The sequence below is a fragment of the Paenibacillus jilunlii genome (assembly GCF_900102965.1).
GTDB classification, from domain to species: Bacteria; Bacillota; Bacilli; order Paenibacillales; family Paenibacillaceae; genus Paenibacillus_AQ; species Paenibacillus_AQ jilunlii.
The window spans coordinates 210636-236153 of the sequence record NZ_FNGM01000011.1; the positions used below are offsets into that span (position 1 = coordinate 210636).

Here is a 25518-nt window from a genome sequence, read left to right on the forward strand (position 1 = left end):
ACTTTTACTCAGCAATATGTCAGTGACGTAAATCACATTTTTATATTGACAGTCTATGTGCGGACAATTATGATAAATCCAGCAATAGTGATAACGATTATCATTTGCATATATAAAGAGGGGTGTTCTTAGTGAAGTTTAGTTATGCGTTTCCTGCGGGCCTGCTTGCAGCCTCCATTCTGTTCGCCGGCTGCGGCAATGATAATAACAGCAATAATAATGGAAATCATTCAGGAAATGAGGCAGCCGCCACTGCGGGTACTGCAACGAATGCTCCTGCCGCTGCTGCTGCTGCTCCATCTGCCGACTTCACCTCTGCCATTGAGCAATATCGCGCTTATGTTATTGAACAATGCGACGAGTTTGTGAAGCAGACGGAGGCTTTTACCAATGCCGTCAAGACCGGCAGGCTCGAAGATGCCAAAGCGCTATACGCTCCAGCCCGCATGCATTACGAACGGATCGAACCCATCGCTGAGGCGCTTGGAGATCTGGACCCCAATATCGATGCCCGCGAGAATGATGTGGACCCCGCTGAATGGCGCGGCTTCCATAAGATTGAGCAAGCCCTCTGGCAGAACAGCACTACAGACGGAATGGCCGAGGTAGCCGATCAGCTGCTCAAGGATGCGCAGTTGCTCCGCGCCAAGGTCGAAACCGTGGACATCGACGAAAGCCTGCTTGTTACCGGGGCCGTTGAGCTGCTGAACGAGGTTTCTTCTTCAAAGGTAACGGGTGAGGAAGAGCGGTACTCCCACACGGACCTGTATGATTTTGTGGCTAATGTGGAAGGTGCGCAGAAGATTTATGAGCTGCTGAAGCCTGAGCTGACCAAAAAAGATCCTTCACTTGCGCAAACGATCGGCGAACGGTTCGATGCGCTGCTGGCCGAGCTGGCGCCTTTTAAATCCGGAGACGGCTACGTTTCCTACGAAAAGCTGAAGGAAGATGAAGTGCGTAAACTAAGCCAGAATCTGGATGCTTTGGCGGAGCCCCTATCCAATATGGGTACTATTCTAGGAGTGTGACCGCATGAAACCTAAAGATAACAAGGAAGCCAAAGGGGCACCCATCTTCGATAAAAAACTAAGCCGCCGCGAGATGCTGCGGCTTACCGGCGCCTCCGGGCTCGGATTGCTGCTGGGCGGCGGAGGCGTTAGCGGTATCTTGGCGGCACGTGGTGCCACGGGTCAGGCAGCACCCGCTCCGCAAGCCTCCAGTGCGGATGTCATCCCGTTCTATGGGAGCCATCAGGCCGGAATTCTGACTCCTGCGCAGAACTTCCTGTGCTTTGCTGCGTTTGATCTGACGACCACCAAGCTGGCAGATGTCCAAAAGCTGTTCCAGTCCTGGACTGAAGCAGCTGCTGCCCTCACCTCCGGGAGCCTGATCGGCAGCGCCAATGACAACCCCAATCTGCCCCCCAGCGACACCGGCGAGGCCGACGGGCTTACACCGTCCAAATGTACGCTTACTTTTGGCGTGGGACCTGCTATGTTTGACGGACGTTTCGGACTCGCTGCCCAGCGCCCGTCCACGCTCGCCGATCTCCCGCCATTTGCAGGGGACAGTCTGGAGCCGCAGTGGTGCGGCGGTGACCTGTGCGTCCAAGCGTGCGCGGACGATATGCAGGTGGCATTCCACGCCATACGGAATCTCGCCCGCATCGCCAGAGGGACAGCCGTATTGCGCTGGACACAGGAAGGCTTTCAGCGCACAGGCCATGCTGATCCCAAAGGCGGCACTCCGCGCAATCTGCTTGGCTTCAAGGATGGTACAGGCAACCCCGATGCCACTAACGATACCGAAATGCGCGAGGTGGTCTGGTGCGGGAGTGAACCCCCCCCCTGGATGAAGGGTGGTACCTACATGGCTGTACGCCGTGTGCGCCTGCGCATTGAGGTGTGGGACCGTTCCACGTTAAGTGATCAGGAGGCTACCTTCGGCCGCCACCGCCAAACCGGCGCACCCATCGGAGCCACAGACGAATTCGCCAAGCTGAACCTCGATGCGGCGGACGCGGAAGGCAAACCCGTCATCCCGCCGGATTCCCACTCGGCACTTGCCCACGGAGACGGCACGGTCAAAATGCTGCGCCGCTCCTACTCCTTTTCCAGTGGAATGGATCTTACCACCGGACAGTTAGATGCGGGTCTGCTGTTCATTAGCTTCCAGAAGGATCTGGTGAAGCAGTTCGTGAGCATCCAGAAGCGCCTCTCCAAAAACGATCGGCTGAACGAATATATGGTGCATACCGGGAGTGCGGTTTTTGCCTGCTTCCCGGGCGTGCGCGAAGGCGGTTATATCGGGGAAACTCTGCTCGGCTGAGCGTAACAAAAACAGATAAACGGAGGTTCGTAGCAGTGAAGGAACGGGTACACTCATCTACAGAAGCGCACAAGCCCTATTCCCGGCCTGCCCGGATCCCATGGAAAGGGATGATCCCGATGCTGGCATCTATACAGGATAAGGAAAAAACCGTTCGGGAAGTCCAGCGGCGGGAAAACCGTCCAGGTCTGACTGTGACGGAAACCCGCAGGTTGGATAGACCAGTGGGACGGCGCACGGATAAGCCGGGGAAGACCGGGTTCATGAAGGCAGCCGCATTGCTAGGCTGCCTGTTCCTGCTGCTGCTCGGCCAGCCAGCAGCGGCAGCCCCGGCGGCGGAACCGCCGCTGGACGAGCTGCTGCCGCCGGTCGGCAGCGCGCTCGTCGAAGCCGGCCAGAGCCGCTGGGACGCGGCCGCCGCCGATCTGGACACGTTCGCCGCGCTGTGGCGCAGCGCGAACGCTGAGACGCCGGACCCGGCACTCGCCGGTCCGGCTGCCGCCGTGGACGCCGCGCTGCTGGAAGCGGCGGACGCCCTTGAGGCGGGCGGCGGCACGCCCGCCTCAACTGCACTGTCCACGCTGGCCAGAAGCGTGGACGCCTATGTGAGCGCCGCCTCCGGCACGGGCGGCGCGGACACGGGCGCCGCCGGCCGCGAAGCGGCGGCGAAGCTGCTGCCCGCTGCCGAACGCGTGCGGGAGGCGGCGCGCAGCGGGGACTTTGCGGCGGCCGCGGAAGCGTACCGCGCAGTAGTCAACGGCTGGACGCCGGCGGAGCGCGGCATCCGGGCCGATAATCCAGCAGTCTACGGCCTGCTGGAGACGAAGATGAGCCTGCTGCGCATCTCGCTGCAGGCCGAGCCGCCGCGCGAAGAAGCAGCGCTCAAGGAGGCGGAAGCGCTCTACACCCTGCTGGCCGGCTATAGTGAAGGCAAAGCCGTCGACACCGGCGGAGCCTCCGCAGAGCCGGCATCCATTGAAGGACTGATCGGCTACCTGAAGCAGGCTTCTGCTGCAGCAACGGCCGGCGACAGTGCCGGAGCAGCAGGCATCATGGAGCAGTTCATCGCCGCTTGGCCCTCTGCTGAAGGGAAGGTGCAGATCGCTTCGCCCAAGGTCTATGCCAATATTGAAAATGAGAGCGCAGCGGTCACTGGAGATCTTCTCTCCAATCCGCCCAAGCTGGAGCAGGCGCTGGCGGCCATGGACAACATGCTCTCGGAGCTGGCACCGCTGGCAGGAGATACAAGCTATACCGCCTGGGATGCCGCATTGATTCTGCTCCGTGAGGGGCTGGAGGCCATTCTTGTGCTCGCCGCCCTCCTCTCCTATCTCAAGCGGGACGGTAGGCCCAAAACGCAGCGCTGGATCTGGTCTGGTGCCGCAGCCGGACTCTTGGTAAGCATTCTGCTGGCGGTTATCTTAAGTCTAACCATCTCCAAAGCGGCTTCCGGCAGCGCACGGGAGCTGATCGAAGGCATTACCGGGCTCGTTGCCGTGATCATGATGCTCACAATCGGACGCTGGCTGCATGGCAAATCCAATACCGCTGCCTGGAACAATTATGTAGGAGTACAGGTTGGCGGGGCATTGGCCAGAGGCAATCTATGGTCCTTGTTCCTGGTAGCAGCCCTGGCTATCTTGCGTGAAGGTGCGGAAACGACTATTTTCTATGTAGGAATGGCTCCCTCCATTGCCGTTACGCAGCTGCTGCTTGGCATTGGAGGCGCTCTGGCGGTGCTGATCATTCTCGGATATGCCATCATCGCCTTGAGTGCCAAATTGCCGGTTGCCGCTTTCTTCCGCATAGCCACAGTGCTGATCTACTATCTGGTGTTCCGCTTTCTCGGCGAGAGCATACACTCTCTCCAGATAGCAGGCAGAGTTCCGGCACATGCGGAGGATGGCCTGCCCTCTATTGGCTGGCTCGGTTTATACCCAACCTGGGAAACGCTGGTGCCTCAGCTCATCATACTGGCCTTCATTCTCTGGGAGCTTCTGCGCAGCAGAACAGCGGCCGGCAAATCACGGACAGTGGAATAGCGGCTGTATTACTGAAAATGCACCCCTTCCTAAGCCCTATTGTATTTGATACAACTAAAATGCCCAATTCTCATGCTGAAACCAACTTAATTGCACTTGGTACAGTTAGATTAGCAGCGATTCCGTAAACGAGGGGCTTTAGCTATTTTTAGCTGCACAGAATACATTTAACGCAAGAATTATGGGTTTGCAGGTCCCTTTAACTGCAGTAAATACAGCTAACCCGGGAACGGGTTTGTCATCAAAACGTGCGTGCAGGATTCCACAGCGTTGATCACACCTCTAGTGTTTATAGAAGTTGAACTTTTCAGAATCCTCTTCTCATATCCTTCCCTCCATGGAGCCAGCAGTTTGCGGACAACAAATCCGCTGCCTGCGGTCCATGGAGGTTTTTTGCTGTTCTGGCGGACATCAGCGCTGTATTCCGGTTAAAAACGGGTTCAAAAGACCACTTTACTAAGCAGATAAGGACAGCCCGAGCGCTTGAATATCTGTACCCTAAATGGATGGCTAAATAGCAAGTCAAAATCCCTCTTGCAACCTTAGGGGTTTTGCCTTATTCTATTCATGAAAATAATTTTCCTATATTAGTTTAAAATAATAAAAATAATTTCATTACGCTAAAGAAAAGAAGGTGGAGCGATGTCTCCTATTCTGTATGCTTTGGAGCACGGGAAATCCAAGCTGTCACAGATGGAGCGCAAGCTGGCGGAACGGATTCTGGCCTCTCCCGGAGAAATAGTCCATATGGGCATCACAGAGCTGGCAGAACAATGCGGTATCAGCCCTGCTACGATTACAAGGTTCTGTAAGGTTCTGCATTTCAAAGGATTTCCGGATTTCAAGGTCAAGCTGGCGGCGGAGATTGCCCACAGTGATGGCTCTCCTGAAGGCAGCGGGTCCTCTTATCAGGATATTGTCGCAGGCAATCCGCTTTCGGTGATTGTGGAAGCGATGCAGGCCAATCATCTGGCTTCCATCCGCGATACCACTTCCCTCCTTGACCTTGAACGGCTGCAGAGCGCTATTGATGTATTATGCCGGGCCCGGCGGGTGGATATGTACGGGATGGCTACCTCTTCAATCGTGGCCCAGGATTTCTATCAGAAGCTGATCCGCATTGGCGTGAACTGTACCGCTTTTGCTGATTCCCATATGCAGATTACGTCCGCTTCTTCGCTCCAGGAAGGTGATGTGGCGTTCGCAGTCTCTTATTCCGGGGAAACGCCGGAAACGATTGACGCCTTAAGCTGTGCCGCCGCGAGCGGGGCGGCTACGATCTCGCTCACCTCTTACGGCAGCAGTTCACTGGCTACTCTGGCCGACATCCCGTTGTTCTCTTCCTCTCTTGAGCAGGGGATGCGGCGGGGCGACATGGCTTCACGGATCGCCCAACTGCATATCATCGATATTTTGTTCACCGGAATGGTCAGCACACGGTTTGGGGATTTCATTCCCAAGCTGGAGCAGTCTTATTTGAATGTCCAACATTACCGTCACAAACGGGGAGGTCAATCGTAATGAATATTTTGAAATTTAAAAGCGATGAGGATTTCGCGCAAACCGGAGCCAATCTGATTGTCAGCCTGCTGCAGAGCAATCCCAAAGCTGTGCTGGGCCTTGCTACCGGAAGCTCGCCGGTTGGCGTCTATGCCAAGCTGGTGGAAATGCATGCCAAAGGCATCGTCAGCTTCGCCAAGGCGTCGTCCTACAATCTGGATGAATACGTTGGATTGCCTGTGGATCACCCGCAGAGCTACCGCAGCTTCATGAATGAACACCTGTTCAATCACATTGATATCGATCTAGCCAAAACCCATGTTCCGAACGGCAACGCCGCTGATCTTGAAGCGGAATGCCTTGCCTATGATAAGCTGCTGGAGGAAGGCGGTCCGGTGGATCTGCAAATTCTGGGGATCGGCAGCAACGGCCATATCGGCTTCAATGAGCCGGATGCCAGCCTCACCAGCGGCACGCATGTTGTTGACCTGCTGCCGGAGACACTGGAAGCCAATGCCCGCTTCTTCGACAGCCGGGAAGATGTTCCCCGGCAGGCGGTGACCATGGGGATTGGCAGTATCCTCAAGGCGCGGCAAATTGTTCTGCTGGTGCGCGGCGAAGAGAAAGCGGAAGCGGTAAAAAATGCGCTGGAGGGACCCATCACGACACAGTGTCCGGCTTCCCTGCTCCAGAGCCATCCCAATGTCGTTGTACTGCTCGATGAAGGTGCGGCAAAATGGCTGAAATAACAATCACCACAGGTCAACTGCTGTATGGAAAAGTGCTGACTCCTGCAGGCATCATCCAGGAGGGCGTGATTGCTGTATCGGAAGAGGCCATTCATTATGCCGGGGAAGCCGCTTGGCTGCCGGAAGCTTATGCCGGGTGGCCCGCAGGAAACGACAAAACCCGCGGCAGCCTGTTGATTCCGGGATTTGTTGATGTGCATGTGCATGGCGGAGACGGCTGTGATTTCATGTATGCAGATGCAGAGGCTCTGAAGAAGATCACCCGGTATCATGCTTCGCAGGGTACGACTACCATGCTGGCCACCACCATGACAGCGGATAAAAAGGATATTGACCGGGTGCTCTCAGAGGTTCACGACTTCCGTAGCGCCCCGATGCCCTTTGCCCAGCTGGCAGGCGTTCATCTGGAAGGCCCGTTTATCAGTCCCAAGTGGTCAGGAGCGCAGAACCCTGAGCATATTGTTCCCGCCAATATTGAATGGCTGGAGCAGTGGGAAACCTTGTATCCGGGATTAATCCGGCAGGTAACCATCGCTCCGGAAGGAGAAGGGGCGCTTACGGCCATCACCTGGCTCCGGAAGCACGGGATCACCGCAGCGCTTGGACATACGAACGCTTCCTTTGAAGAGGTTATCGCCGCCGCCGATGCCGGACTGAATCAGGCTGTGCATATGTTCAATGCGATGACTCCGCTCCATCACCGCAAGCCCGGAGCCGCGGGCGCCATTCTGTTCGATGAGCGCATCCGTGCGGAGATTATTGCCGACGGGATTCATGTGCATCCGGCAGCCATCTCTGTGCTCTCCCGCCTCAAGAAGGAAGGCAATCTGCTGCTGATCACAGATGCCATGTCGGCGACCGGCCTCAGTGACGGCGAATATACCATCGGAGATCTTCCCGTTCTGGTCCGTGACGGTGTCGCCAGACTCAAGGAGAATCCGGAAGCCCTCGCGGGCAGCACGCTGACCATGATCCGGGGGTTCCGCTATCTGGTTCAGGAGGTCGGCCTGACTATGGAGGAAGCCTCCAGAGCCGCCAGCCTGACACCCGCTGAGTCCCTCGGCCTTGAGCGGTCCATCGGGACTTTGGAAGCCGGTAAACGCGGCGATATCCTGCTGCTGGACAATGAGCTGAACCTGCATGAAGTCTGGATAAACGGACGTAAAATGGCTGAAACGCAAATGCCCTGATTCATCAAGACAGCCCCGCACCCGGTGTCAGATGCCGGAGGGGGCTGTTTTTTGCCTATTAGTACTTATAATTTGGATGAAGATCAATATCCGCTGCGGGTCGGGAAGATGCGTTCCACCATTGTGCCGAATTCTCTCGCAAAGCCTTTTAACGGATGGCCTGCACGGAATTCCTGGGCGTAAAAGTTAGCCCGGTCCACGAAATCCGGATTGGCGGATACATAGACATTATTAATGTTTTTATCGTACTTTTTGACCTCGGCGGCAATTTTGTCCTTCATGTCCCGGGTTACGGTATCATTGGCAAGGGTGTTCATGCCATTCGCATTCATGCCGTTGCCCATTCCATTAGTGCCATTCATGCCGTTCATACCATTCGTGCCATTCGTGCTGAACGGGGTGATGGTGCGTGTTCCTGCCGCCGTTCCCATACTTCTGTCGATATCCCGCTTCATGACCCGGCCGTCAGTCATGTTGCTTCCGGTTATGACTCCGTTGCCTCCATTGCTTCCGGACATAATTCCGTTGCCCCCATTACCTGTAAAGGCCCCCGGATTAGCTATGCCGGTTCCACCCACAGTCCCTCTTCCGGTGGACAAGCTTCCCGGTATACCAGTCATCGAACCGCCTACCCCTGTCATTCCAAGCACGCCGTTTCTAGAACCCCGCGTGTCGTCCATACCGGTGATTCCTGTAGTTGTGCGTCCCAAAGTTCTTCCGCTGCCGGCCACCATTCCCGATGGGCCACCCGTGCCGTTGTAACTGTTAATACGCGAGGTATTTCCATTGCTCTTGGCATGAACCCCGCCTGAGGCCTCATCCAAAACAACGGCAACATATGCACTTTTGCCTGCCACTACCACATTCGCCGAGCGGACCTCCGGCATGGCTGCAATCCGGCTGGCCAGCTCCTCGCTGACTTCCATTTTATCGAAGGCATTGTCTCTCACCCCCTGTGTGGAGTTAACCCCCAGCCGTCCGGTTTGGGCCCCGCGCACATTTTTGGTATGAACATTATTATCGCTTGCCGTGTTATTAGTACCGCAGCCTGTAATGCTTACCATGCTCAACAGGAGCGCAGCCGAAACTGTCATGCTGATCTTCGATCGCAACATGAATTCATCCTCCATCTCTAATTATTAGTTGTTGCAGCTTAACATGAATTAGGATGGCCCCCATCCGGCCAGGCTATCCTGAAAGGATTTGGCATACCGCCCTTTCATCGTCACCTGTAAGGGACGTCCGGCGTATCTTATAAACAGCAGGCCCTGCTTCTGCAAAGGGTGCCAGTGTTTCTCCGCAAGGTAAAGTCAGGAGGGATGACCTTGAAGGTTTTGTTTACATTTTATGTGCCCAGCGGCGGAGTCGAGACATTGAACAAGCTGCGGTGCGAAAGTCTGCTGCGAAGCGGCATCGAGTGTCATGTGCTGTATTTGATGTCGGGGTCAATCAGTCAGAGCCCGGCAAACTTCCCTGTATTTATCGCCCCCACGGATGCAGATATCAAAGCGGTGCTGGACACCCATAACTATGATGCCATTATTGTTACCTCGGATTATCTGCTGCTGGAGCGCCTGCGCCGTCTGGGGTACAGCCGAATTCTGATCTACGAATCCCAAGGCCTGGGAACACGCACGGATGCGAGGCTTCTGATCACGGAGGCAGTGCCTTTTTTACGTTCATACTGTAATGCTGTATTGATACCGCCCACAGATCACCTGCTGGAGTTGTTCATTTCGATCTGCCCGTGGCTGCAGCGGTATGTTATTCCCAATATTGTGGATGTCCAGTCCTTCCGGCACATTCCCGGAAAAGCACCATGTGATCCGGTTATCGCCTGGGTGGGGCGCCTGGAGACGAATAAGAATTGGAGCGAATACCTCAAAATTGCCTATTTAATCCGCCGCAGCAAGCCCGATCTGCATCTCTGGATGTTTCATGATCCGAACCTTGCAACCGTCGAACAGAAGCAGCTGTTCCATGACGAGCTCCATGCCCTGGAATTGCATGACCGGCTGAATGTGTTTACCAATATTCCCAATCATCTGATGCCGGTGTATTACTCCTCCATAGCCGCTTCAGGGGGATTCCTGCTATCTTCCTCAATCACCGAAGGCTTTGGGTATGCGGTTGCCGAGGCTGTCTGCTGTACCTGCCCGGTGCTGAGCACGGATTCCGACGGGGTGCGGTCTTTCATCATCCATAATGTGACCGGAAAATTCTATCCGCTGGGCAATGTAGAAGCCGCCGTCAATGAAGGGCTGGAGCTTATGGATAATCTGCCGCTTCGAAACTCCATCCGCGAGCAGGGCCGTCTTCATATGGTCTCCAGTTTTGGTTCCGAGAAATACGCCCAGTCCTTTCGGGAAATGATGAACTCCTTCGCCATCTTTTAAATACAAAAGAACCCTCAATCCCACACGGCCACGTGGATTTGAAGGTTCTTTGGGCTGGATGGAGTGCTGTTTCAACCCTGCCTGGATACAATATCATACAGCTCCGCCTGAAAAATGTTATAACTTTTCTCCCAGGTAAACCGCAGTGACCCGGCTGCTCCATTAATGGCCAGCCGTTCACGCTGCTCCTTATTCCGGATGAGCGTTACAACGTCTTCGGCCAGCCGGTTTTCATGCCGGTACGACATCAGACAGTTGACGCCATGGACACAGTATTCAAGATTGCCCCCGGAATAGACCGTGACGAGTGCCGCCCCGCAGCGCATCGCTTCAAGACCAGGGAGTGAACCACTGTCATAGGTGCTGGAGCTGACAAAAATATCACTTTCATTATAGTGGTAACAAAGTTCTTCATCACTCAAGGGAGTGCGCAGACGGTAATGCCCGTCTTCAAAAAGAGACTGCAGCCATGGAGATTCCGCATATTCACGCGGTGGAGTGATAAGACAGATTTCGGCCTCCGGCTGCTGCCCTTTAATCATATCCAGCTGCTGCAGCAGATACTCCTGTTCCCGATGCCCCGAAAACCCGCCTTCCGGCTTCCGGACAATGGCAGATACTATAAGCTTTCTGTTTGCTTCGCGGATATGCATATTATAAAAGTCAGAGCTGAGGCCAACCGGCACAATTCTGCCTTTGATTCCATGATTAATGCGGACGATATCCTGCTGCCAGCGGGAGAGTACCAGCAAATTCGGTGAAAGATGATAGGAAGCAAACGACAGATTGTTGTCTGGCAGGAACGTGGGCTCATAGCAGAGTGCGAGCCGGATGTGTATCCCCTTGCCTTGTTCGCTGGCGCGCTGCGATACAGGAACAGTCGTGAAGTAGTTGGAAACAATGACATCGCCCGCCGGGAAATCATCCTCCGAAATCCGGGTATCGCCAGCAAAAATAACCGGACACTGCATCGGGTATTCCACAATGCCATGGGAGGGCATCAGAACGGTCACTTCATGCCCTACATCCGCAAGACGGTTAGCCAGCTCGGCCAGCATCCTCTGCGCGCCCCCTCTGGTCAACGTCAGAATAGGGAAGGTTATTCTCATCTTCCTCTCTCCTTTCGGAGCAGCCGTACAAGCGACTTGTAATGCATTTCCTGTACTTGCTTAATCTCCCGCTTCTGCGCCTCACTATGGATAATGGAGCCCATTTCCTGATGCACCCGGTAATCCAGCAGCGGATCTTCAATATAGGACCAGTCATAATGAGCCAAAATACGCAGCCATAGATCATAGTCCTGGGTATACAGCAATTTCTCATTGAACAGCCCGACCTTCTTGAAAACATTCATATCCAGCATCACAGAGCTTCCATTGACCGGACAGCCTGTCATCAGGGTCTCGATCAGCTCAACTTTGCTGTGGAATGGCAGACTGATCCTTCCGGAAAAACGCTCTCCCAGCTCATTGATATAGTAATAAGCCGTATGATTAAAGGAGGTATGTGTAGCATGCATAACTGCGATTTGCCGGCCGATTTTATCGGGATGGAAACAGTCATCGGCGCTTAACCAGGCAAAATATGCCCCGCTGGCCGAAGAGATCCCCAGGTTGAGGGCTGAAGCAGTGCCGCCGTTTGTTTTGCGGAGCACTTTGATACGCCCGCCATAAGGCTCGAGCTTCTCCGTGTGAAGGGTCGACCCGTCGTCTACAACGATAATCTCTATATCCGGGTAGCTCTGCGCAAGCACGCTTTCGATGGCAAGATGCACGTATGAACAATTGTAAAAAGGGATAATCACCGAAACCCTGGTTCCATAGTTCATGCGCTCACCTCCTTCCCGGATAGATTAGTTATAAGATTTTGCAGGCCAGCAAGGCGTCCAGTGGCGCATGGTTCGGTCCGAACGCTTCCTGGAAGGAAGGATTCTCGGCGTGATGATAGCCTCTCAGCACAGTTACAGCATATCCCAGCTCCAAAAAATCTTCCGGTTCCCAGCCGCTCCGGTGTTTTTGATAGTACTCTCCTTGCAGATGGTAATGATCCGTTCCTTCTTGGGGAAAAAAACCGCGTGGGGTAAAAACAACCACGCGGCCCGCCGCGATGGCCTCTGCTTTCCGCAAAAGCTCCTTGCCCTCGCTCATGGTGAAATGCTCCAAAGAGTCAATCAGAGTCACCGCCGAGAAGGTGCCCGGCAGAAACAGCTTATCGATGTGGCCCGCATCGGCATGCACCGGAATGATATGGGGGGCAGTATACTTGCGGTGCAGCAGATAGGGCCGGTGAATATCCAGGCCAATCACAACCGATGCCTCATAGCGCTCAAGCAACGTACCGGTTCCGCTGCCCACATCGAGTATAGTTTCTGCGAATTTCAGATGCTCCAGCAGAACCGGAAGGAAGTCCTTTACTTTAATTTCCCGGTACATAGATTCTAGCCTCCCACCACTACCAGATTGCTGCTCAGCCGCCCATAGAGGCAATGAGACTGCGGAGCATAGGGCTGTAACGGGCATTGGTTGCCGCAGCCTCAGCCATGATGACATCATAATGCTTGAGCGTCCCCATTCCGTCATGCCGCCGGTAGGCAGTCAGGGACTGATTCAGCATTACAGGCGGATATCCGTTCAGAATCGCCCGGAACCACAGGTCATAATCATGGGTATAGGGCAGCGACTCATCGAAAAGCCCAATGGCCCCGAACAGCTCCCGCTTGAACATTACGGTGCAGCCATTAATCGGATTGCCCTGCAAAAAACAGCGCAAATAGTCAAGATGGCTTGGAAATACAGCAGCCGCATTCAGCTCGGTCAGCTGTGTGCTTCCATTAATATAATTGAAGTTGGTGTAGGTAATCAGCAGGCGGTTCTGATCCATGAACAGCACTTGATTGTTAATCTTATCGCGGTAGAACATATCATCCGAGCTGAGCCAGGCAATATAGTCGCCTGAAGCATGACGGATCCCGTGATTCAGTGCAGAGGCGGTACCTCCATTCGCCTTGCCCAGGTAGTGGATGTGCGGAAGATAGGGCGTAATCCGGTCTGTGTGCATGGTGGAGCCGTCGTCGACAACGATGATTTCATGGGGCTGCCAGGATTGGTTCAAGGCGCTTTGCAGCGCCTGCTCAATATAAGGGCAATTGTAAAAAGGAATCACCACGGATACTCTCGGTTTCATGAAGCACCTCCTTCTCTGCTTGCCCGGTAATAGTCCACAATATCCGCAAGTGAACGGGACAGCTCGATCAGCGGGCTCCAGCCGAGACTGGCGGCATTGTCCTCGGGGGATGCGGATAATTCTTCTTGATTAACTAATGCGCTGGACGACACCGCTGGAACGGCAGCTGCGGATGGAGCAGCTTCCTGTTCCATTGCCGCATCCTCCGGCCCCCAATCCATCGCCACCGGAACAGCGGCATATGCCAGCAATTGCCCGGCAACCGCGCCAAGTCCCCGCTGGGTGCCGGAATCAATACGGTAGATCTTCCCCGGCTCTCCACTGCGCAGAATACAGTCATAGGCTCTGACCGCATCCCGCACATCAAGAAAGTCCCTGAGGGCAAACCGTGAGGAAAGCCGAAACGGCGGAAGCGTTTCAGAAGTGCCTGCAGCGGCCTCACTGCGCACAATATGCTGTGCCAGCAAGGAACAGAATCCGGTAGACGGGCCAGGCCCGATCAGATTGCACGGTTCCGCAAGCAGCACCGGCTGCTTGAACAATGTGCACCAGGCCAGAGATACCAGTTCCTCCAGGGTTTTGCTCAGACTGTACGGATGAGGCGGCCCTCCCGCCAGGCCCGGCTTGAACTTAAGCCGGGAGCCGGCCACCAGGATACGGCGGGCCGGCCGGATGCGCAATCCTTCAAGCAAGTAGAGCGTAGACATAACGTTCGTTTCCATATAGAGCAGCGGGTCCTGCCAGGACTCCGGGACTGAGTTTTTGCCGGCGAGGTGCAGCACTTCTTCCGGCTGTACCTCCTCAATCATGGACTTTACCGCCCGGCGGTCGCTCAAATCACAGATCTGCTGCTTCACACCTGCGGGAAAAATGCCGGAAGCTGCTGCAGCGCTCCGCACCACAGCAGTCACTTCCGCTCCTGCTGCATGAAAGTAAGACACGGCATGCCTTCCGGTAAAGCCGGAAGCTCCGGTAATCAGAATTCTCCGCGCCTTCATGTCGACATCGCCGGCTGCTTCATCCAGGCGGCCAGCTCTGCCAGCATCACTGGGTACGGGGGCAGCTGCACCTGAACATCCGCTCTCGTGCTGATTAGTGTGCGGTCCTGAATATGCGCAGACTCAGGAATAATTTCCACATCCTCTTTATTAAAGGCTGCCTGCATGTGCCGGAGCAGCTCATATTTGCTGACCGGCTGCGGATGAGCCAGATGAATCAGCCCGGAGATCTCCGGTTCCAGCAAGGCATCTATAGCTTTGGCCAGCTCCAGTGTAGTTACCCCGTTCCACATCACCCGCCGGTATCCGGATACCGGCCCCCGCTGGGCCAGGAACCATTCCATCAGTCCGATGCCCGAAGGGCGGATTTCCGGCCCAATGATAGAGGTCCGGATCGTCAGGTGCCCGGGCTCCCGCACTTCTCCAAGACTTTTGGTGATCGCATATACAGATGTGCCGTCAGGCGTATCGTCTTCTGTATAACCGCCGCGTGTTCCTTCGAACACGCAGTCGGTACTGATATGGATGAGCCGGGCACGAACACCGTCCGCCGCGCGGCGGAGCCGGTGGGGCAGGAACCCGTTCACATGGTAGGCGCCGATCCGGTCACGCTCGGCAAATTGATTCAGTACCCCCAGCGCATTAATGATGCAGTGGGGAGAGACAATTTCAACCAGCTTTTCAACTCCGGCAATATCATCAGCATCTATATACAGCCCGCCAAGATCACTCTTATCCCGGGTTGTATGGAAGACGTGATGCTCGCCTTGACGGCGGAAATAATCCGCCAGCATATGACCCGCCATACCGTTTCCGCCGAGGATAAGGAGCTTCACTCTAGGAACCCTCCCCGGATCAGGATGTCCTTGATCTCCTCCTGGTCCATCAGGTTGTTCTCAGAGCTGAAGCTGTTGAAGGAAACATGCGGATATTTGCTGTAACGGGCTTTGAGTTCAGGCATATCCAGTGTGGGCAGAATGACCAGATACTGCTCATCGTAGACAACCGTCGTCTGGCTTTCGAAATCACTCATCAGAATCTCATGGATTTTTTCGCCAGGGCGGATACCCGCTTCAATAATGCTTACATCCCGTCTGCCGGAAGCCTCAATCAGCACTTCGGCGAGATCCACGATCCGGCAGGTTGGCATGGTCATTACAAAGATTTCACCACCGAGGCTGACTTCGGAGGCCTTGAACAGCAGGGTGATGGCATCGCGCAGGGTGAAGAAGAAGCGGGTCATTTTCATATCCGTAATCCGCACCTGCCCCTTATCCTTGATCTGCTTCATGAACAGATGGACCACACTGCCGTTCGTTCCCAGCACATTGCCGCCGCGCACCGTCACGAACCGGGTTTGGGAGCCCAGCAGGTTGGCGTAGACGAACAGCTTTTCCCCGATCGCTTTGGTCATCCCATAGAAATTAGAGGGATTGGCAGCTTTGTCGGTAGAGATGTAAATGGCTTTTTCCACATTGCTGGCAATGGCCGCCTCAATGACGTTCTGGGTGCCGACCACGTTGGTCTTGAGCGCTTCATACGGCTGGTCTTCGCAGACCGGAACATGCTTGAGGGCCGCCAGATGAAAGACATAATCGATGCCCCGGCAAGCCGCCACCAAAGCATCCTTGTCACGGATATCGCCAATGATGAAGCTGAGGCGGGAGTCCTCATATTCGCGGCTCATGGCCACTTGAGCAGACTCGCTGCGGGAGAATATGACAATCTCTTTCGGGTTCTGCGGCAGAAGCTGCCGGATGAGTTCATGCCCCCAGGAACCGGTTCCGCCTGTAACCAAAATCCTTTTATTATTGAACATGCAGGTTCCCTCCAAGCAAAAATTTGACTACCTTAACAGAGACATCCGGGGTCAAATAGCCTTCCGGCGCCTCCCATTCGGGACTCAGTGACGTCATCAGCCGGGTACAGCGCAATATGCTCTCCTGCTCCACTCCGGAAACTACATTGCTTCCGCAGTCCACCGTTTCCGGGCGTTCTGTGGTCCGGCGGATGGTTACTGTCGGCACTCCCATCAGGCAGCATTCCTCCTGAACGGTTCCGCTGTCGGTGATCGCGCACAGGGCATACTGCTCCAAATGAACAAAATCAAAAAATCCAAAAGGCTCATGAAACTCCACCAGCGGGTTCATTTCAAGCTTGAATTGCTCCGCCAGCCTGGAACGGGTACGGGGATGGATGCTGCAGATCAGGCGAAGGCCAAAATGCTCTGCCACCAGATTCAGCCCGGACATAATCTGCAGGAGCGATTCGGGATCATCCACATTTTCTGCCCGGTGGGCTGTAACCAGAAAGTACTGTCCTGCCGAGAGATTCAGCCGGTCCAGAATATCGCTGGCCCCAATCTGCCGGTTATAATGCTTAATCACTTCATGAATCGGATTCCCGGTCAAAACAATGCGCTGGCTGGGGAATCCTTCGCTGAGCAGATGCCGCTTGCTCTGCTGGGTATAGGGCATATTTATGGTGGAAACAGCGTCTATGACACGGCGGTTTTTCTCCTCCGGCACTTTCAAATCGTAGCAGCGGTTTCCCGCTTCCATATGCACCACAGGTATGCCCATCCGCTCGGCAAGGATAGCGCACAGCGCGCTGTTCGTATCCCCCAGGAGCAGGATCCGGTCCGGCCGCTCTTGGAGCAGAATGCTCTCCAGGCTCCCGAACATGGCGGCAAGCTGCCCGCCAAGCCCGGCCTGCTTATCCTGAAGCACATAATCCGGTGCCCTCAGCCCCAGCTCGGCGAAGAAAATCCCGCTGAGGCTGGCGGTGAAGTTCTGTCCCGTATGCACCAGCACATGCTGCTCCGCATGCTCATCAAGCAGCGGAATAATGACACTTAGGCGGATGATCTCGGGCCGTGTGCCCAAAATCGTCATGATCTTCATGGGTTCACTCCCCTTTGGATGTTGGCCTGCCGCAGGATTGTGCAGCGGGCTGGTGTTAAGCCACCGCGCGCCCGGGTTGGCCGGTCTTCGGATGCGACTGGCGCTGGCGGCCCGATTCTACGGCATTTCTGCCGTTGTTAGGTGCGGCTGGTGCGTGTGCGGCGGATTTAACGGCAGTTTTGCCGTTGTTAGGTGCGGCTGGTGCGTTTGCGGCGGATTTAACGGCAGTTTTGCCGTTGTTGGGTGCGTCTGGTGCGTGTGCGGCGGATTTAACGGCAGTTTTGCCGTTGTTTCGGATGCGAGTGGGAAAAAGTATAGTTATTTCTCCCGAAAATAAACAATCGTGAGATTTAGGTGGAAAAAGTAAACTTAATTAGGCAATATTTATCCATTAGAAGCAAAATGAGCCGAAATAGTGATACTTTTTCCATTTAGTTTGTGTAACGCAGGGCTATCGAGCAAATTAGTGATACTTTTTCCACTTAGCTTGTGTAACGCAGGACCAACGGGCAAATTAGTGGTACTTATTCCACTTCACCTTACCAAGTAGCACCTAGTAGATCCGAAGGTTTCTTACACAAACAACCAACCGAGGAGCATTGAGGTGATACATTCGTTCCTTACACAAACTTCTTAACAGCTTGAGCCTGGCGCGCCGGTGATGGAATTAACGAAACTTCGGCCGGTGCTGCGTGCATCTGGACGCCGGTGGCGGAATTATCGCCACTTTCAGCCGGTGTTGGGTACGTGGCGCGCCGGTGGCGGAATTATCGCCACTTTGGCCGGTGTTGGGTGCGTGGCGCGCCGGTGGCGGGAATAACGGCATTTTGGCCGTTATGAGCGGCACGGCGCGGCTGCGGCTGCTGCGCACTTGCACCGCGCAGCAGCTTCAGGGGCACGCCTTCGCCGGCGGCGTGCTTAGGGCATGCGGCCTGCGAGACCCCCGCAGGCCTAGGCCGCTTTGCGCCGCCGCTTCGCCTGGCGGCGGGCATGGCCCGTGCGGCGGTGCTTGCCGCCGCTGCTCTTCCGGCGCGTGCTGCCTGCGGCGCGCCGCTTGCGGCCGGGGCGCGGACTGCTGCGCGCCCCGGTTTTGGCGCGGCGAAGCTTGCCGCGCCGGAGCCTGCCGCGCCGCAGCCGTGCTGCGCGGCTTGCGGGGGTTCGCCGCTGCGGCTCCGGCGGCGGCGGGGCGGGCCCGCTGCTGTCCGGAGCTTCGGCAGCAGCGGGGGGCTCCGGTGCGCCGGCAGGTTCCAGCGGCGCGGGGCAGTAGCGGAGATGCCATCTCTCCGCAAGGCCTTGCAGGCGCGTGCGGTAGGCCGCCGGTCCATAGACGGCGTCGACGCGCTCCCGCGCCTGGCTGCCGACGACGGCTGCCAGCCCCGGCTCCGCCAGCAGGCTGTTCACCCGCTGTGCCAGCTGGTCGATGTCTCCCACCGGAGCAAGCAGTTCGCCGCATCCGGCGGCATGGAGGATTTCGTACAAGCCGCCTGATGCATAAGCCACTACCGGCTTGCCGAAGGCCAGACCTTCCAGCGCAGTCATGCCGAAACCCTCGCGGATCAGGCTGGGAACCACCAGCATATCCATGGCGCAATAGACCTCCGGAAGACTCTCTTCGTAGCCTACGAATTTGAAATGTGAGGTCAGGCCTTCCAGCTTTACCTTACGGACGCAGCGCTCATAGTAGCTTTTATCTCCCGGTGTCCCGACGACCATGAATTTTGCTTCGGGATGCTGCTTTGATACAAGAACAGCCATTTTTACGAAATGCTCCAGTCCCTTTTCTTTATTAATAAATGAAGAAATATAACCGATAAGCGGCTCTTTGGGGGCAACCCGCAAATCACGGCGGCGTTCACTCCGCAGCTTGCTCCAGGCTTCGAACATCATCTCCGAATCATTCCACGACGGGGGAAGCTGCGTCACCTTCTCCGCGCGGATATCCTCGGGAAAGCAAGACGCCGCCGTATGGGAGATGGCCAGAATCTCATCGCTGTTCTTGTGGATCAGCTCCGTACTGATTGAAGTGAAATCGTTGTCCGTGATGGTCTCCGAGATCTTCCACACCACGGGGATGCCCAGTGATTTCGCCGCCATCGCCGGCAAAGCATGAACACAGGTACTGGAGATAATAAACGCCGGGCGCAGGGCAGCAAGCCACTCTACCAGCTCGCAATACTCACGTTTCTCCTGAAATTTGCGGATATCCGGCTCCAGCCCGGCATAGGGTGTGTACATCCCGTAGACCAGAGGAATGGTCAGCAGCTGTACATTCAGTCCATTTTTACGCGCCTGCCGGGTCAGCTTGCCTTCCTGGGGTGCCACGAGAATGCAGTTGAAGTAGGGTGACAGCTCCCGGCTGAAGAACAGCAGCAGCTTCTCCGCTCCTGTAATGCTGCGTGTATTGGATACATGGGAAAAGAGCACGATTGTCGCTTTGTCGGCCATGGTGTGTCGGCGCTCCTTGGCGGGGCTGTGGAGCAGCCATTCACCTCCCTAAAAGTTTTACGGAGCATTGCTACATGAATTATCTTCGCAGTAAAACTTGCTTCGGAAGCTTCTGCTTAGTTTTACGGAGCATTGCTACATGAATTATCTTCGCAGTAAAACTTGCTTCGGAAGCTTCTGCTTAGTTTTACGGAGCATTGCTACATGAATTATCTTCGCAGTAAAACTTGCTTCGGAAGCTTCTGCTTAGTTTTACGGAGCATTGCTACATGAATTATCTTCGCAGTAAAACTTGCTTCGGAAGCATCTGCTTTGTTTTACGGAGCATTGCTACATGAACTATCTTCACAGTTATACTTGCTTCGGAAGCTTCTGCTTTGTTTTACGGAGCTAATTTTACCGTTCATGTCTTGCTGTAAACTCACATTGCTTAAGTTGAGTTTTTGGGCACCATGGCGGTCAAAGCCGGGGATTCTGCTGGCAAACGCCAATGCCCGGTACTCCAGTAGTATATTGAGAGGGAACAGATGCCGGCACGACACCTGTCCCCCGGATATACGCACATTTCCCATGCGCTCCGTACTGCTTAGCCATAAATTATGGTCAACAGCTTATGCAGGCGTCTGGTGTACGTATGATCCTTAAGCGTCCGCTCAAAAGCGCGCAGAGCCATAGCGCGGCGTTCCTCTTCATGAGTCAGGTAATAGCGGATTTTATCCATCAATTCGCGCGGGCTGGTGAACGTATCGATCTCTTCACCTACGGTATAAAAGGAGCCCATATCCCCTCTTGCATCACACAGCTGCAGGGTTCCGCTGGCCGCAATTTCAAAGGTGCGCGGATTCGGTGAAACGGCAGGAATCAATAAAGTGTTGTTATTCGCAGCCTCGTCGATGTGGGAGCGGTGGAGATTAATGACGATTTTGGAGCCGCTGTAGGTGACTGCTGTCTCCTGCGGCGTCATCCATTTGCCGATCTCAATGCGTTCCCCATAGAGCGGCGCCTCCGGCAGCCGATCCCACCAAATACCGTTGATGATTGTGTTATAGCCCATCAGCTCCGGCATAATCTCACGGAAGAAGTGAATTCTGTTCCAGTACGCGGAACCAATAAAGCTGATATCCCGGCTGACCGGTGAACGGCCGGTTGTCGGGCGGTAATGCTCCCTATGGGCAGCAAAGGGCAGATAATGCACCTCCGGGCATCCCAAGCCGCGGTAGAATTCCACACAATTCTGTTCCAGCGTGAACACATAATCGTAGTGGGCTACGATTTTTACCGTGAAGTCCGTATAGTAAGGATCATCCGTAAGCCAAATGGCTGTCTTAATGCCTTTACCGCGCAGGACGGCCACTTGGTCAAGCGGCAGATCCATTCCATCCAAAACCAGCACCAGATCAGGGCGCTGCGCATCCGCAAGCTCCACCAGATTCTGCCGCACATCGGTAATCGTGACCTGGGTGGTCAATTTTTGCAGCGCATAGAGGACCGCATCATCGAGCGGCGAGTACGGGTAGCCTTTTCCCGATGCCACGTACATCACATGGATATTACGAACTGGAAGCGGCTCCTCCGGGCGGCCATCCAGGATGGCAAGTCTTCCCCGCAGGTAGCCTTCATCGTAACCTACCTTGAAGCCGGACAGGCGGCCCCGCAGCTTCTCTTCTTCCGCCGGTGTTCGCGGCAGCGGTGGTGCTGGCATTACAAAATTATTATTCATAGGTTATTCGCTCCTTTTACATCCGTATTGGATATCATACTTGTGCTGTCAGAACATTCAGCAAGTGAGGCAGCCGGGAAGTAAAGGTATGATGGCGGAGGGTCGTCCGCAGTCCCTGAAGTGCGATCTGCCGGCGTTCCTTCTCATGCTTCAGATAGTAGTCGATTTTGTACTTCAGCTCATCGGGATTTTCAAAGGTATCCAAATCCTTGCCCGGACGGTAATAATTGCTTAGATCCTCGCGGACATCGGTCAGCTGCATGGTCCCGCAGGCACTGATTTCATAGGTTCGCGGATTAATGGAGCGGGAGGGAAGCTGAAAAGAATTCCGGTTGTCCTGCCCGCCCTCCCACGGACGGTGAATATTAATGACCAGCTTTGCACCGCTGTAATAATTTGCGGTCTCCTCCGGAGGAATAAAGCCGTCTTTAATAAAAGGTGACAGCTCCTCATAGGTGGACAGCCGTTCCCAGAACCCTCCGGCGATCAGCACCTTCTTGCCTTGGAGAAACGGAGCCAGCCCGTCAAACAGCTCTGTCCGGTTGCGGAAGGCATTGCCGATAAAAACAACATCATATTGATACTGCGGACCGGTGCGGCGCGGGTAGAACATCTGCGGATTAACACAGAGCGGAAGGTAATGTACTGAACTCATTCCGAGGTCATGGTAGAACTCCACACAAGCCAGTTCATGAGTAAAGATATGGTCATAATGCTGGCAAATCACCGACGTATCCTCAGTAAAATAAGGATCATCCACAAACCAGATTGCTGTAGGTATACCCAGTTTCCGTATTTCCGTGATCTGTTCCAGATGATTCTCGGGGAACACATGCAGTCCATTCATGACCAGCACAGCTCCCGGCGACTCGCGGGCGGCTATCTCCAGCATGGTCTCCGGAGAGCTGATGACCAGTTCGCTGACAAGCTGCCCCAGCGCTTCCGTTATCCCCGTATCAATCGCTTGAAATCCCTGCGGAACATACATCAGCTTGAGCGGCCGGCATGCCTCCACTTCCGGAGAATTCAGGCGTTTCACGGCTTCACACAGGCCGAGGCGGTAGCCTTCCTGATAACCGTCGCGGTAATCCCGTGGATGCACTTTTCTCTTTTTTGATTTCACGGCTTTCACCCTGCCCCGTTATATTCTCAAGACAGTATAACTATATGCGGAGTCAGCATCCGCCTCATGGACATCTGTCTGTATCCCGCCGAAATTGGCATATGCCCCCTGTCTATTGCCCAAGCTGCCCGAACCTTTGCAGATTGATTCCACTCGGGCTACAATTATGGAAGCAAGTGAGATGCAATTAAAGAGATTTGGAGAGTGGGAGAGTGGGAGAATGTATGCAATGGATAACGCCATGCTCTACATCCGCCATGCGGAGCTGCTGCGTGAACGGGTCCCTTCTTTTCAGGCCTATCCGTTTGATTTGCCGGTGATCCGCAGCTTTAACCGGCTGGCTTTTCAGAACAGGGTTACGTTCCTTGTGGGGGAGAACGGGACGGGGAAATCCACGCTATTGGAAGGCATTGCTGCAGCCTGGGGCTTTAATCCCGAAGGCGGAACGCTGAATTTCTCATTCAATACCCGCACCTCGCACTCCAGCCTGCATGAGTACCTGCGGCTTGTCAAAGGGGTGAGACGCCCCAGGGACGGCTTCTTTCTGCGTGCGGAGAGCTACTATAATGTAGCATCTTATATTGACCAGCTGGATGAGGAAACGGGAGAACGGGTACAGAGCCCTATGATCAAAAATTCCTACGGGGGCAAGTCACTGCATGAGCAGTCGCACGGGGAATCATTTTTCGCCGCCTTTGTCCACCGCTTTGGCGGACAAGGCCTCTATATACTCGACGAGCCGGAGGCAGCCCTCTCCCCGCTTCGGCAGATGTCGCTGCTGGTGCGCATGCACGAGCTGGTGGAGCAGCACTCCCAGTTTATCATCGCCACCCACTCACCGATTTTGATGTCCTATCCCGGGGCGGATATATACCTGTTGGAGGGCGAGGGCATCCGGCAGGTCACTCTGGAAGAAACGGAGCACTACACCGTAACCAAGGCATTCATGAACGACCGTGCGGGAATGCTGCGCGAGCTGCTGGGAGACGGCGGAAAAGGATAGCAGGGCGAGACAGGTGAGACAACGGGCGCCCAATTGGGGGGGATTTACACGAAATTTAGCATTTCTCGCGCTGCTGCCACCCAGACGGCGGATTATTGCAGCATTTTCGCGCTGCTGCGCTCCAGACGCCAGCTTGTTGTTTTACATGCAGCTTTTCCCATGCCTACGTCTTATCGAAGTCAGATTGTTGTAGTACGTACAGCATTTCATTCCCCACTCCCCGGTGTCAGCCCACTCTCTCAGCACACAAAAAGACACTTATGCAGGTAATCCCTCGCCTGTACAAGTGTCTTTTGACATTCGGCTAATTCTAGTGATCTCTCCTGGTCATTTCCCCGGTCTCGTCCGCCTGACATTCAATATACTCATTGATCAGCATATCCAGCTTCACTGATTGGCTGAGCACTCTAGGGTGGCTGATCCCCAGCTCCAAGGCCAGGGCGTGCAGCTCTTTCCGGGCTAGTTCAATACGTGCCTGATGTTGTTTATCTCCCATATTGGCCGCTTTTCCCGGCGACGGATTGTGCCAGCCTCACAAGCTTGTGGACGACCCAGCCGAACATCGCCACAGCCATCATATCGAAGCTGACGTTGAACAGAAACAGGTGCTTCCCGATATCTGCCCTGCCATCCCCCATAATCGGCACCAGAAAAGAAAATAGCCCAATCAGCCCCAGCAGCATCAGCAGTTCCCCGGCAATCCGTCCGCGCCGATCCCGGCTGCGGAAATATTCGAACAAGACGCCGGCATAATAGAGCAGATAGAATATAGCCAGAAAGCCAAGCGAATGCGGCAGCACTTCTCTTTTGAACTGGCTCCAGGTGCTGTACGCATAGGATAATGCCTTTTCCGGCCGTCCTTCAGACTTCTCATAGTTTCCAAGGTAATAGGGACGCAGGTCCATGCTGTTCCGGGCAGCATATTTCATACCATCTACCAGCCGCGAGGGATGCTTAATATAGAAGAAGAGTACATCCTTATGGGACACGCGGTCATAAAAATCCGCCTGAAGCGACGGATCATCCTGCTTGATCGCTGTACCGGACTGGAAATAGTTCGTGCCCGCCAGCACTTCCAGCTTCTCCGGCAAACCCAGCTCGCGCAGGTCCCCCCGCACATCCGGCGACCCGTTCAAAATCCCGAAAAAAACCGTCTGATACAGGTTGATATGCTTCAGCTCCTTGGGTGCAGCCACATACATAATCACCGAAACAAGACATACCGCTACCGCGAACCGCATGGCCAGCTTGCGCCAGTTCCCCGTTCCGTTCAGTGTCATCAGCCGCAGGAAGATCAGGGAAAAGGCAATGCCCACCGGGGCATTCTGGATTTTGGAGCAGACCAGAAACAATACAGCGATAAAAAACAGCGCCAGCCCTTTGGTTGTCGGCCGCTCCTGTCCTGCCAGCCTGAGTCCCAGTGCAAAAGTAAGCAGCATGGACACCATCGATACCGGCTCGCCAAACAGTGAATTGAAGTAGGCCAGATACCCGATATCGTAAAATACGATAAGCATTCCTGCGCCGAGCAGGAGTCCCGTAATATAGGAGCGGCTGCCGCCCAGCTTGACGATCATCCAGGTCGCCGCCAGCAGCAGCAGCGCATACACTGCCGCCAGCAGACGGATATCAAAATAACTGCCGTGCACCAGCCCGGCCAGCAGTCTCGGCACCAGCACCAGCAGAATTTGCGAGGACGGATAGAAGCCCTGGAATAAATTTTCATAGGCAAATCTCGAATGGCTGAAGCTGAAAAAGCGGTCGGCATAACTTTCCGCGGCATTATAGTAATCCAATCCTACTGTGTTCATCATCCGCTTGAAGTCGCCATTATCGGCCACGCCGACGAACGGCTGCACAAACAGCAAATAAATGATTAGGCCACAGCCCGCGAGGGCAATGAGATTTTCTGCCTTGAACCAACGTTTCATATCTTCT

Annotated in this window: 22 protein-coding genes; 8 read left to right on the forward strand and 14 right to left on the reverse strand. The window is 54.8% G+C overall.

Translation table 11 applies throughout. The annotated features are described in order from the left end of the window. Positions 1-131: 131 nt before the first annotated feature. The 6 genes from efeO to nagA all read left to right on the forward strand — a co-directional run bounded on the left by efeO (position 132) and on the right by nagA (position 7809). Positions 132-1028 carry an iron uptake system protein EfeO gene (efeO, locus tag BLQ82_RS19365; RefSeq protein WP_062523404.1) on the forward strand — a complete coding sequence of 299 codons (897 nt, stop codon included), beginning with the start codon at positions 132-134 and terminating at the stop codon, positions 1026-1028. A gap of 4 nt (positions 1029-1032) precedes the next feature. Then, entirely contained in the window at positions 1033-2328 is a 1296-nt protein-coding gene (gene efeB, locus BLQ82_RS19370) for an iron uptake transporter deferrochelatase/peroxidase subunit (protein ID WP_062523405.1), read from the forward strand. 35 nt (positions 2329-2363) lie between these two features. Continuing rightward, a complete protein-coding gene (locus tag BLQ82_RS19375; protein WP_244280871.1) occupies positions 2364-4370 on the forward strand; it encodes an FTR1 family iron permease in 2007 nt (668 codons plus the stop codon). 642 nt (positions 4371-5012) lie between these two features. After that, a complete protein-coding gene (locus BLQ82_RS19380; RefSeq protein ID WP_062523406.1) occupies positions 5013-5891 on the forward strand; it encodes a MurR/RpiR family transcriptional regulator in 879 nt (292 codons plus the stop codon). Further along, positions 5891-6619 (forward strand): glucosamine-6-phosphate deaminase, encoded by a 729-nt coding sequence (nagB, locus tag BLQ82_RS19385; RefSeq protein WP_062523436.1) that lies wholly within the window; start codon positions 5891-5893, stop codon positions 6617-6619. Before BLQ82_RS19380 ends, nagB begins: the two co-directional genes overlap by 1 nt. Next, positions 6607-7809 carry an N-acetylglucosamine-6-phosphate deacetylase gene (nagA, locus tag BLQ82_RS19390; protein ID WP_062523407.1) on the forward strand — a complete coding sequence of 401 codons (1203 nt, stop codon included), beginning with the start codon at positions 6607-6609 and terminating at the stop codon, positions 7807-7809. Before nagB ends, nagA begins: the two co-directional genes overlap by 13 nt. Positions 7810-7892: 83 nt before the next feature. Here the strand turns inward: nagA and BLQ82_RS19395 are convergent, their stop codons facing one another. Beyond that, entirely contained in the window at positions 7893-8924 is a 1032-nt protein-coding gene (locus BLQ82_RS19395) for a YhcN/YlaJ family sporulation lipoprotein (RefSeq protein WP_074648420.1), read from the reverse strand. A 204-nt stretch (positions 8925-9128) separates the two neighbouring features. On the opposite strand from BLQ82_RS19395, the gene BLQ82_RS19400 reads away from it, so the two are divergent. Beyond that, a complete protein-coding gene (locus BLQ82_RS19400; RefSeq protein ID WP_062523409.1) occupies positions 9129-10205 on the forward strand; it encodes a glycosyltransferase family 4 protein in 1077 nt (358 codons plus the stop codon). A 71-nt stretch (positions 10206-10276) separates the two neighbouring features. On the opposite strand, the gene BLQ82_RS19405 is transcribed toward BLQ82_RS19400, so the two are convergent. From BLQ82_RS19405 to BLQ82_RS19455, 11 genes are all read right to left on the reverse strand, one after another. After that, complete coding sequence (locus BLQ82_RS19405) at positions 10277-11314, reverse strand: glycosyltransferase family 4 protein (protein WP_062523410.1); 1038 nt, start codon at positions 11312-11314, stop codon at positions 10277-10279. Then, positions 11311-12033, reverse strand: a complete 723-nt coding sequence (locus tag BLQ82_RS19410; protein ID WP_062523411.1) for a glycosyltransferase family 2 protein — start codon at positions 12031-12033, stop codon at positions 11311-11313. Before BLQ82_RS19410 ends, BLQ82_RS19405 begins: the two co-directional genes overlap by 4 nt. 28 nt (positions 12034-12061) lie before the next feature. Beyond that, complete coding sequence (locus BLQ82_RS19415) at positions 12062-12637, reverse strand: class I SAM-dependent methyltransferase (RefSeq protein WP_062523412.1); 576 nt, start codon at positions 12635-12637, stop codon at positions 12062-12064. A 34-nt stretch (positions 12638-12671) separates the two neighbouring features. Beyond that, a complete protein-coding gene (locus tag BLQ82_RS19420) occupies positions 12672-13388 on the reverse strand; it encodes a glycosyltransferase (RefSeq protein ID WP_062523413.1) in 717 nt (238 codons plus the stop codon). Further along, positions 13385-14386 (reverse strand): SDR family oxidoreductase, encoded by a 1002-nt coding sequence (locus BLQ82_RS19425; protein WP_062523414.1) that lies wholly within the window; start codon positions 14384-14386, stop codon positions 13385-13387. The genes BLQ82_RS19420 and BLQ82_RS19425 overlap by 4 nt, the downstream gene beginning before the upstream one ends. Further along, positions 14383-15222 (reverse strand): dTDP-4-dehydrorhamnose reductase family protein, encoded by an 840-nt coding sequence (locus BLQ82_RS19430; protein ID WP_062523415.1) that lies wholly within the window; start codon positions 15220-15222, stop codon positions 14383-14385. Before BLQ82_RS19430 ends, BLQ82_RS19425 begins: the two co-directional genes overlap by 4 nt. Then, positions 15219-16205: a polysaccharide biosynthesis protein gene (locus BLQ82_RS19435; RefSeq protein WP_062523416.1), complete on the reverse strand. Its 987-nt coding sequence runs from the start codon at positions 16203-16205 to the stop codon at positions 15219-15221. Before BLQ82_RS19435 ends, BLQ82_RS19430 begins: the two co-directional genes overlap by 4 nt. Continuing rightward, positions 16195-17289: a non-hydrolyzing UDP-N-acetylglucosamine 2-epimerase gene (gene wecB / locus BLQ82_RS19440; protein WP_062523417.1), complete on the reverse strand. Its 1095-nt coding sequence runs from the start codon at positions 17287-17289 to the stop codon at positions 16195-16197. Before wecB ends, BLQ82_RS19435 begins: the two co-directional genes overlap by 11 nt. Before the next feature lie 951 nt (positions 17290-18240). Then, positions 18241-19734: a glycosyltransferase family 4 protein gene (locus tag BLQ82_RS19445; RefSeq protein ID WP_062523418.1), complete on the reverse strand. Its 1494-nt coding sequence runs from the start codon at positions 19732-19734 to the stop codon at positions 18241-18243. Positions 19735-20320: 586 nt separating this feature from the next. After that, positions 20321-21454: a CgeB family protein gene (locus BLQ82_RS19450; protein ID WP_082722657.1), complete on the reverse strand. Its 1134-nt coding sequence runs from the start codon at positions 21452-21454 to the stop codon at positions 20321-20323. Positions 21455-21488: 34 nt separating this feature from the next. Then, positions 21489-22586 (reverse strand): CgeB family protein, encoded by a 1098-nt coding sequence (locus tag BLQ82_RS19455; protein WP_425281084.1) that lies wholly within the window; start codon positions 22584-22586, stop codon positions 21489-21491. 211 nt (positions 22587-22797) lie between these two features. Here BLQ82_RS19455 and BLQ82_RS19460 point away from each other — a divergent pair, with 211 nt between their 5' ends. Further along, positions 22798-23580, forward strand: a complete 783-nt coding sequence (locus tag BLQ82_RS19460; protein ID WP_062523420.1) for an AAA family ATPase — start codon at positions 22798-22800, stop codon at positions 23578-23580. A gap of 310 nt (positions 23581-23890) precedes the next feature. Here BLQ82_RS19460 and BLQ82_RS19465 read toward each other — a convergent pair whose 3' ends face one another. Together BLQ82_RS19465 and wsfD are read right to left on the reverse strand one after the other, a co-directional pair. Next, complete coding sequence (locus BLQ82_RS19465; RefSeq protein ID WP_062523421.1) at positions 23891-24076, reverse strand: aspartyl-phosphate phosphatase Spo0E family protein; 186 nt, start codon at positions 24074-24076, stop codon at positions 23891-23893. Further along, entirely contained in the window at positions 24066-25511 is a 1446-nt protein-coding gene (gene wsfD, locus BLQ82_RS19470) for a glycan biosynthesis hexose transferase WsfD (protein ID WP_062523422.1), read from the reverse strand. Before wsfD ends, BLQ82_RS19465 begins: the two co-directional genes overlap by 11 nt. Between the last annotated feature and the right edge of the window lie 7 nt (positions 25512-25518).

Coding starts and splice junctions, on each gene's coding strand:
- BLQ82_RS19425 (WP_062523414.1), bottom strand. CDS start 14,386: ATGAAGGCGCGGAGAATTCTGATTACCGGAGCTTCCGGCTTTACCGGA.
- BLQ82_RS19410 (WP_062523411.1), bottom strand. CDS start 12,033: ATGAACTATGGAACCAGGGTTTCGGTGATTATCCCTTTTTACAATTGT.
- BLQ82_RS19450 (WP_082722657.1), bottom strand. CDS start 21,454: ATGAATAATAATTTTGTAATGCCAGCACCACCGCTGCCGCGAACACCG.
- BLQ82_RS19445 (WP_062523418.1), bottom strand. CDS start 19,734: ATGGCCGACAAAGCGACAATCGTGCTCTTTTCCCATGTATCCAATACA.
- BLQ82_RS19400 (WP_062523409.1), top strand. CDS start 9,129: ATGACCTTGAAGGTTTTGTTTACATTTTATGTGCCCAGCGGCGGAGTC.
- BLQ82_RS19435 (WP_062523416.1), bottom strand. CDS start 16,205: ATGTTCAATAATAAAAGGATTTTGGTTACAGGCGGAACCGGTTCCTGG.
- wecB (WP_062523417.1), bottom strand. CDS start 17,289: ATGAAGATCATGACGATTTTGGGCACACGGCCCGAGATCATCCGCCTA.
- wsfD (WP_062523422.1), bottom strand. CDS start 25,511: ATGAAACGTTGGTTCAAGGCAGAAAATCTCATTGCCCTCGCGGGCTGT.
- BLQ82_RS19405 (WP_062523410.1), bottom strand. CDS start 11,314: ATGAGAATAACCTTCCCTATTCTGACGTTGACCAGAGGGGGCGCGCAG.
- BLQ82_RS19415 (WP_062523412.1), bottom strand. CDS start 12,637: ATGTACCGGGAAATTAAAGTAAAGGACTTCCTTCCGGTTCTGCTGGAG.
- BLQ82_RS19380 (WP_062523406.1), top strand. CDS start 5,013: ATGTCTCCTATTCTGTATGCTTTGGAGCACGGGAAATCCAAGCTGTCA.
- BLQ82_RS19395 (WP_074648420.1), bottom strand. CDS start 8,924: ATGTTGCGATCGAAGATCAGCATGACAGTTTCGGCTGCGCTCCTGTTG.
- BLQ82_RS19460 (WP_062523420.1), top strand. CDS start 22,798: ATGTATGCAATGGATAACGCCATGCTCTACATCCGCCATGCGGAGCTG.
- nagB (WP_062523436.1), top strand. CDS start 5,891: ATGAATATTTTGAAATTTAAAAGCGATGAGGATTTCGCGCAAACCGGA.
- nagA (WP_062523407.1), top strand. CDS start 6,607: ATGGCTGAAATAACAATCACCACAGGTCAACTGCTGTATGGAAAAGTG.
- BLQ82_RS19420 (WP_062523413.1), bottom strand. CDS start 13,388: ATGAAACCGAGAGTATCCGTGGTGATTCCTTTTTACAATTGCCCTTAT.
- BLQ82_RS19465 (WP_062523421.1), bottom strand. CDS start 24,076: ATGGGAGATAAACAACATCAGGCACGTATTGAACTAGCCCGGAAAGAG.
- efeB (WP_062523405.1), top strand. CDS start 1,033: ATGAAACCTAAAGATAACAAGGAAGCCAAAGGGGCACCCATCTTCGAT.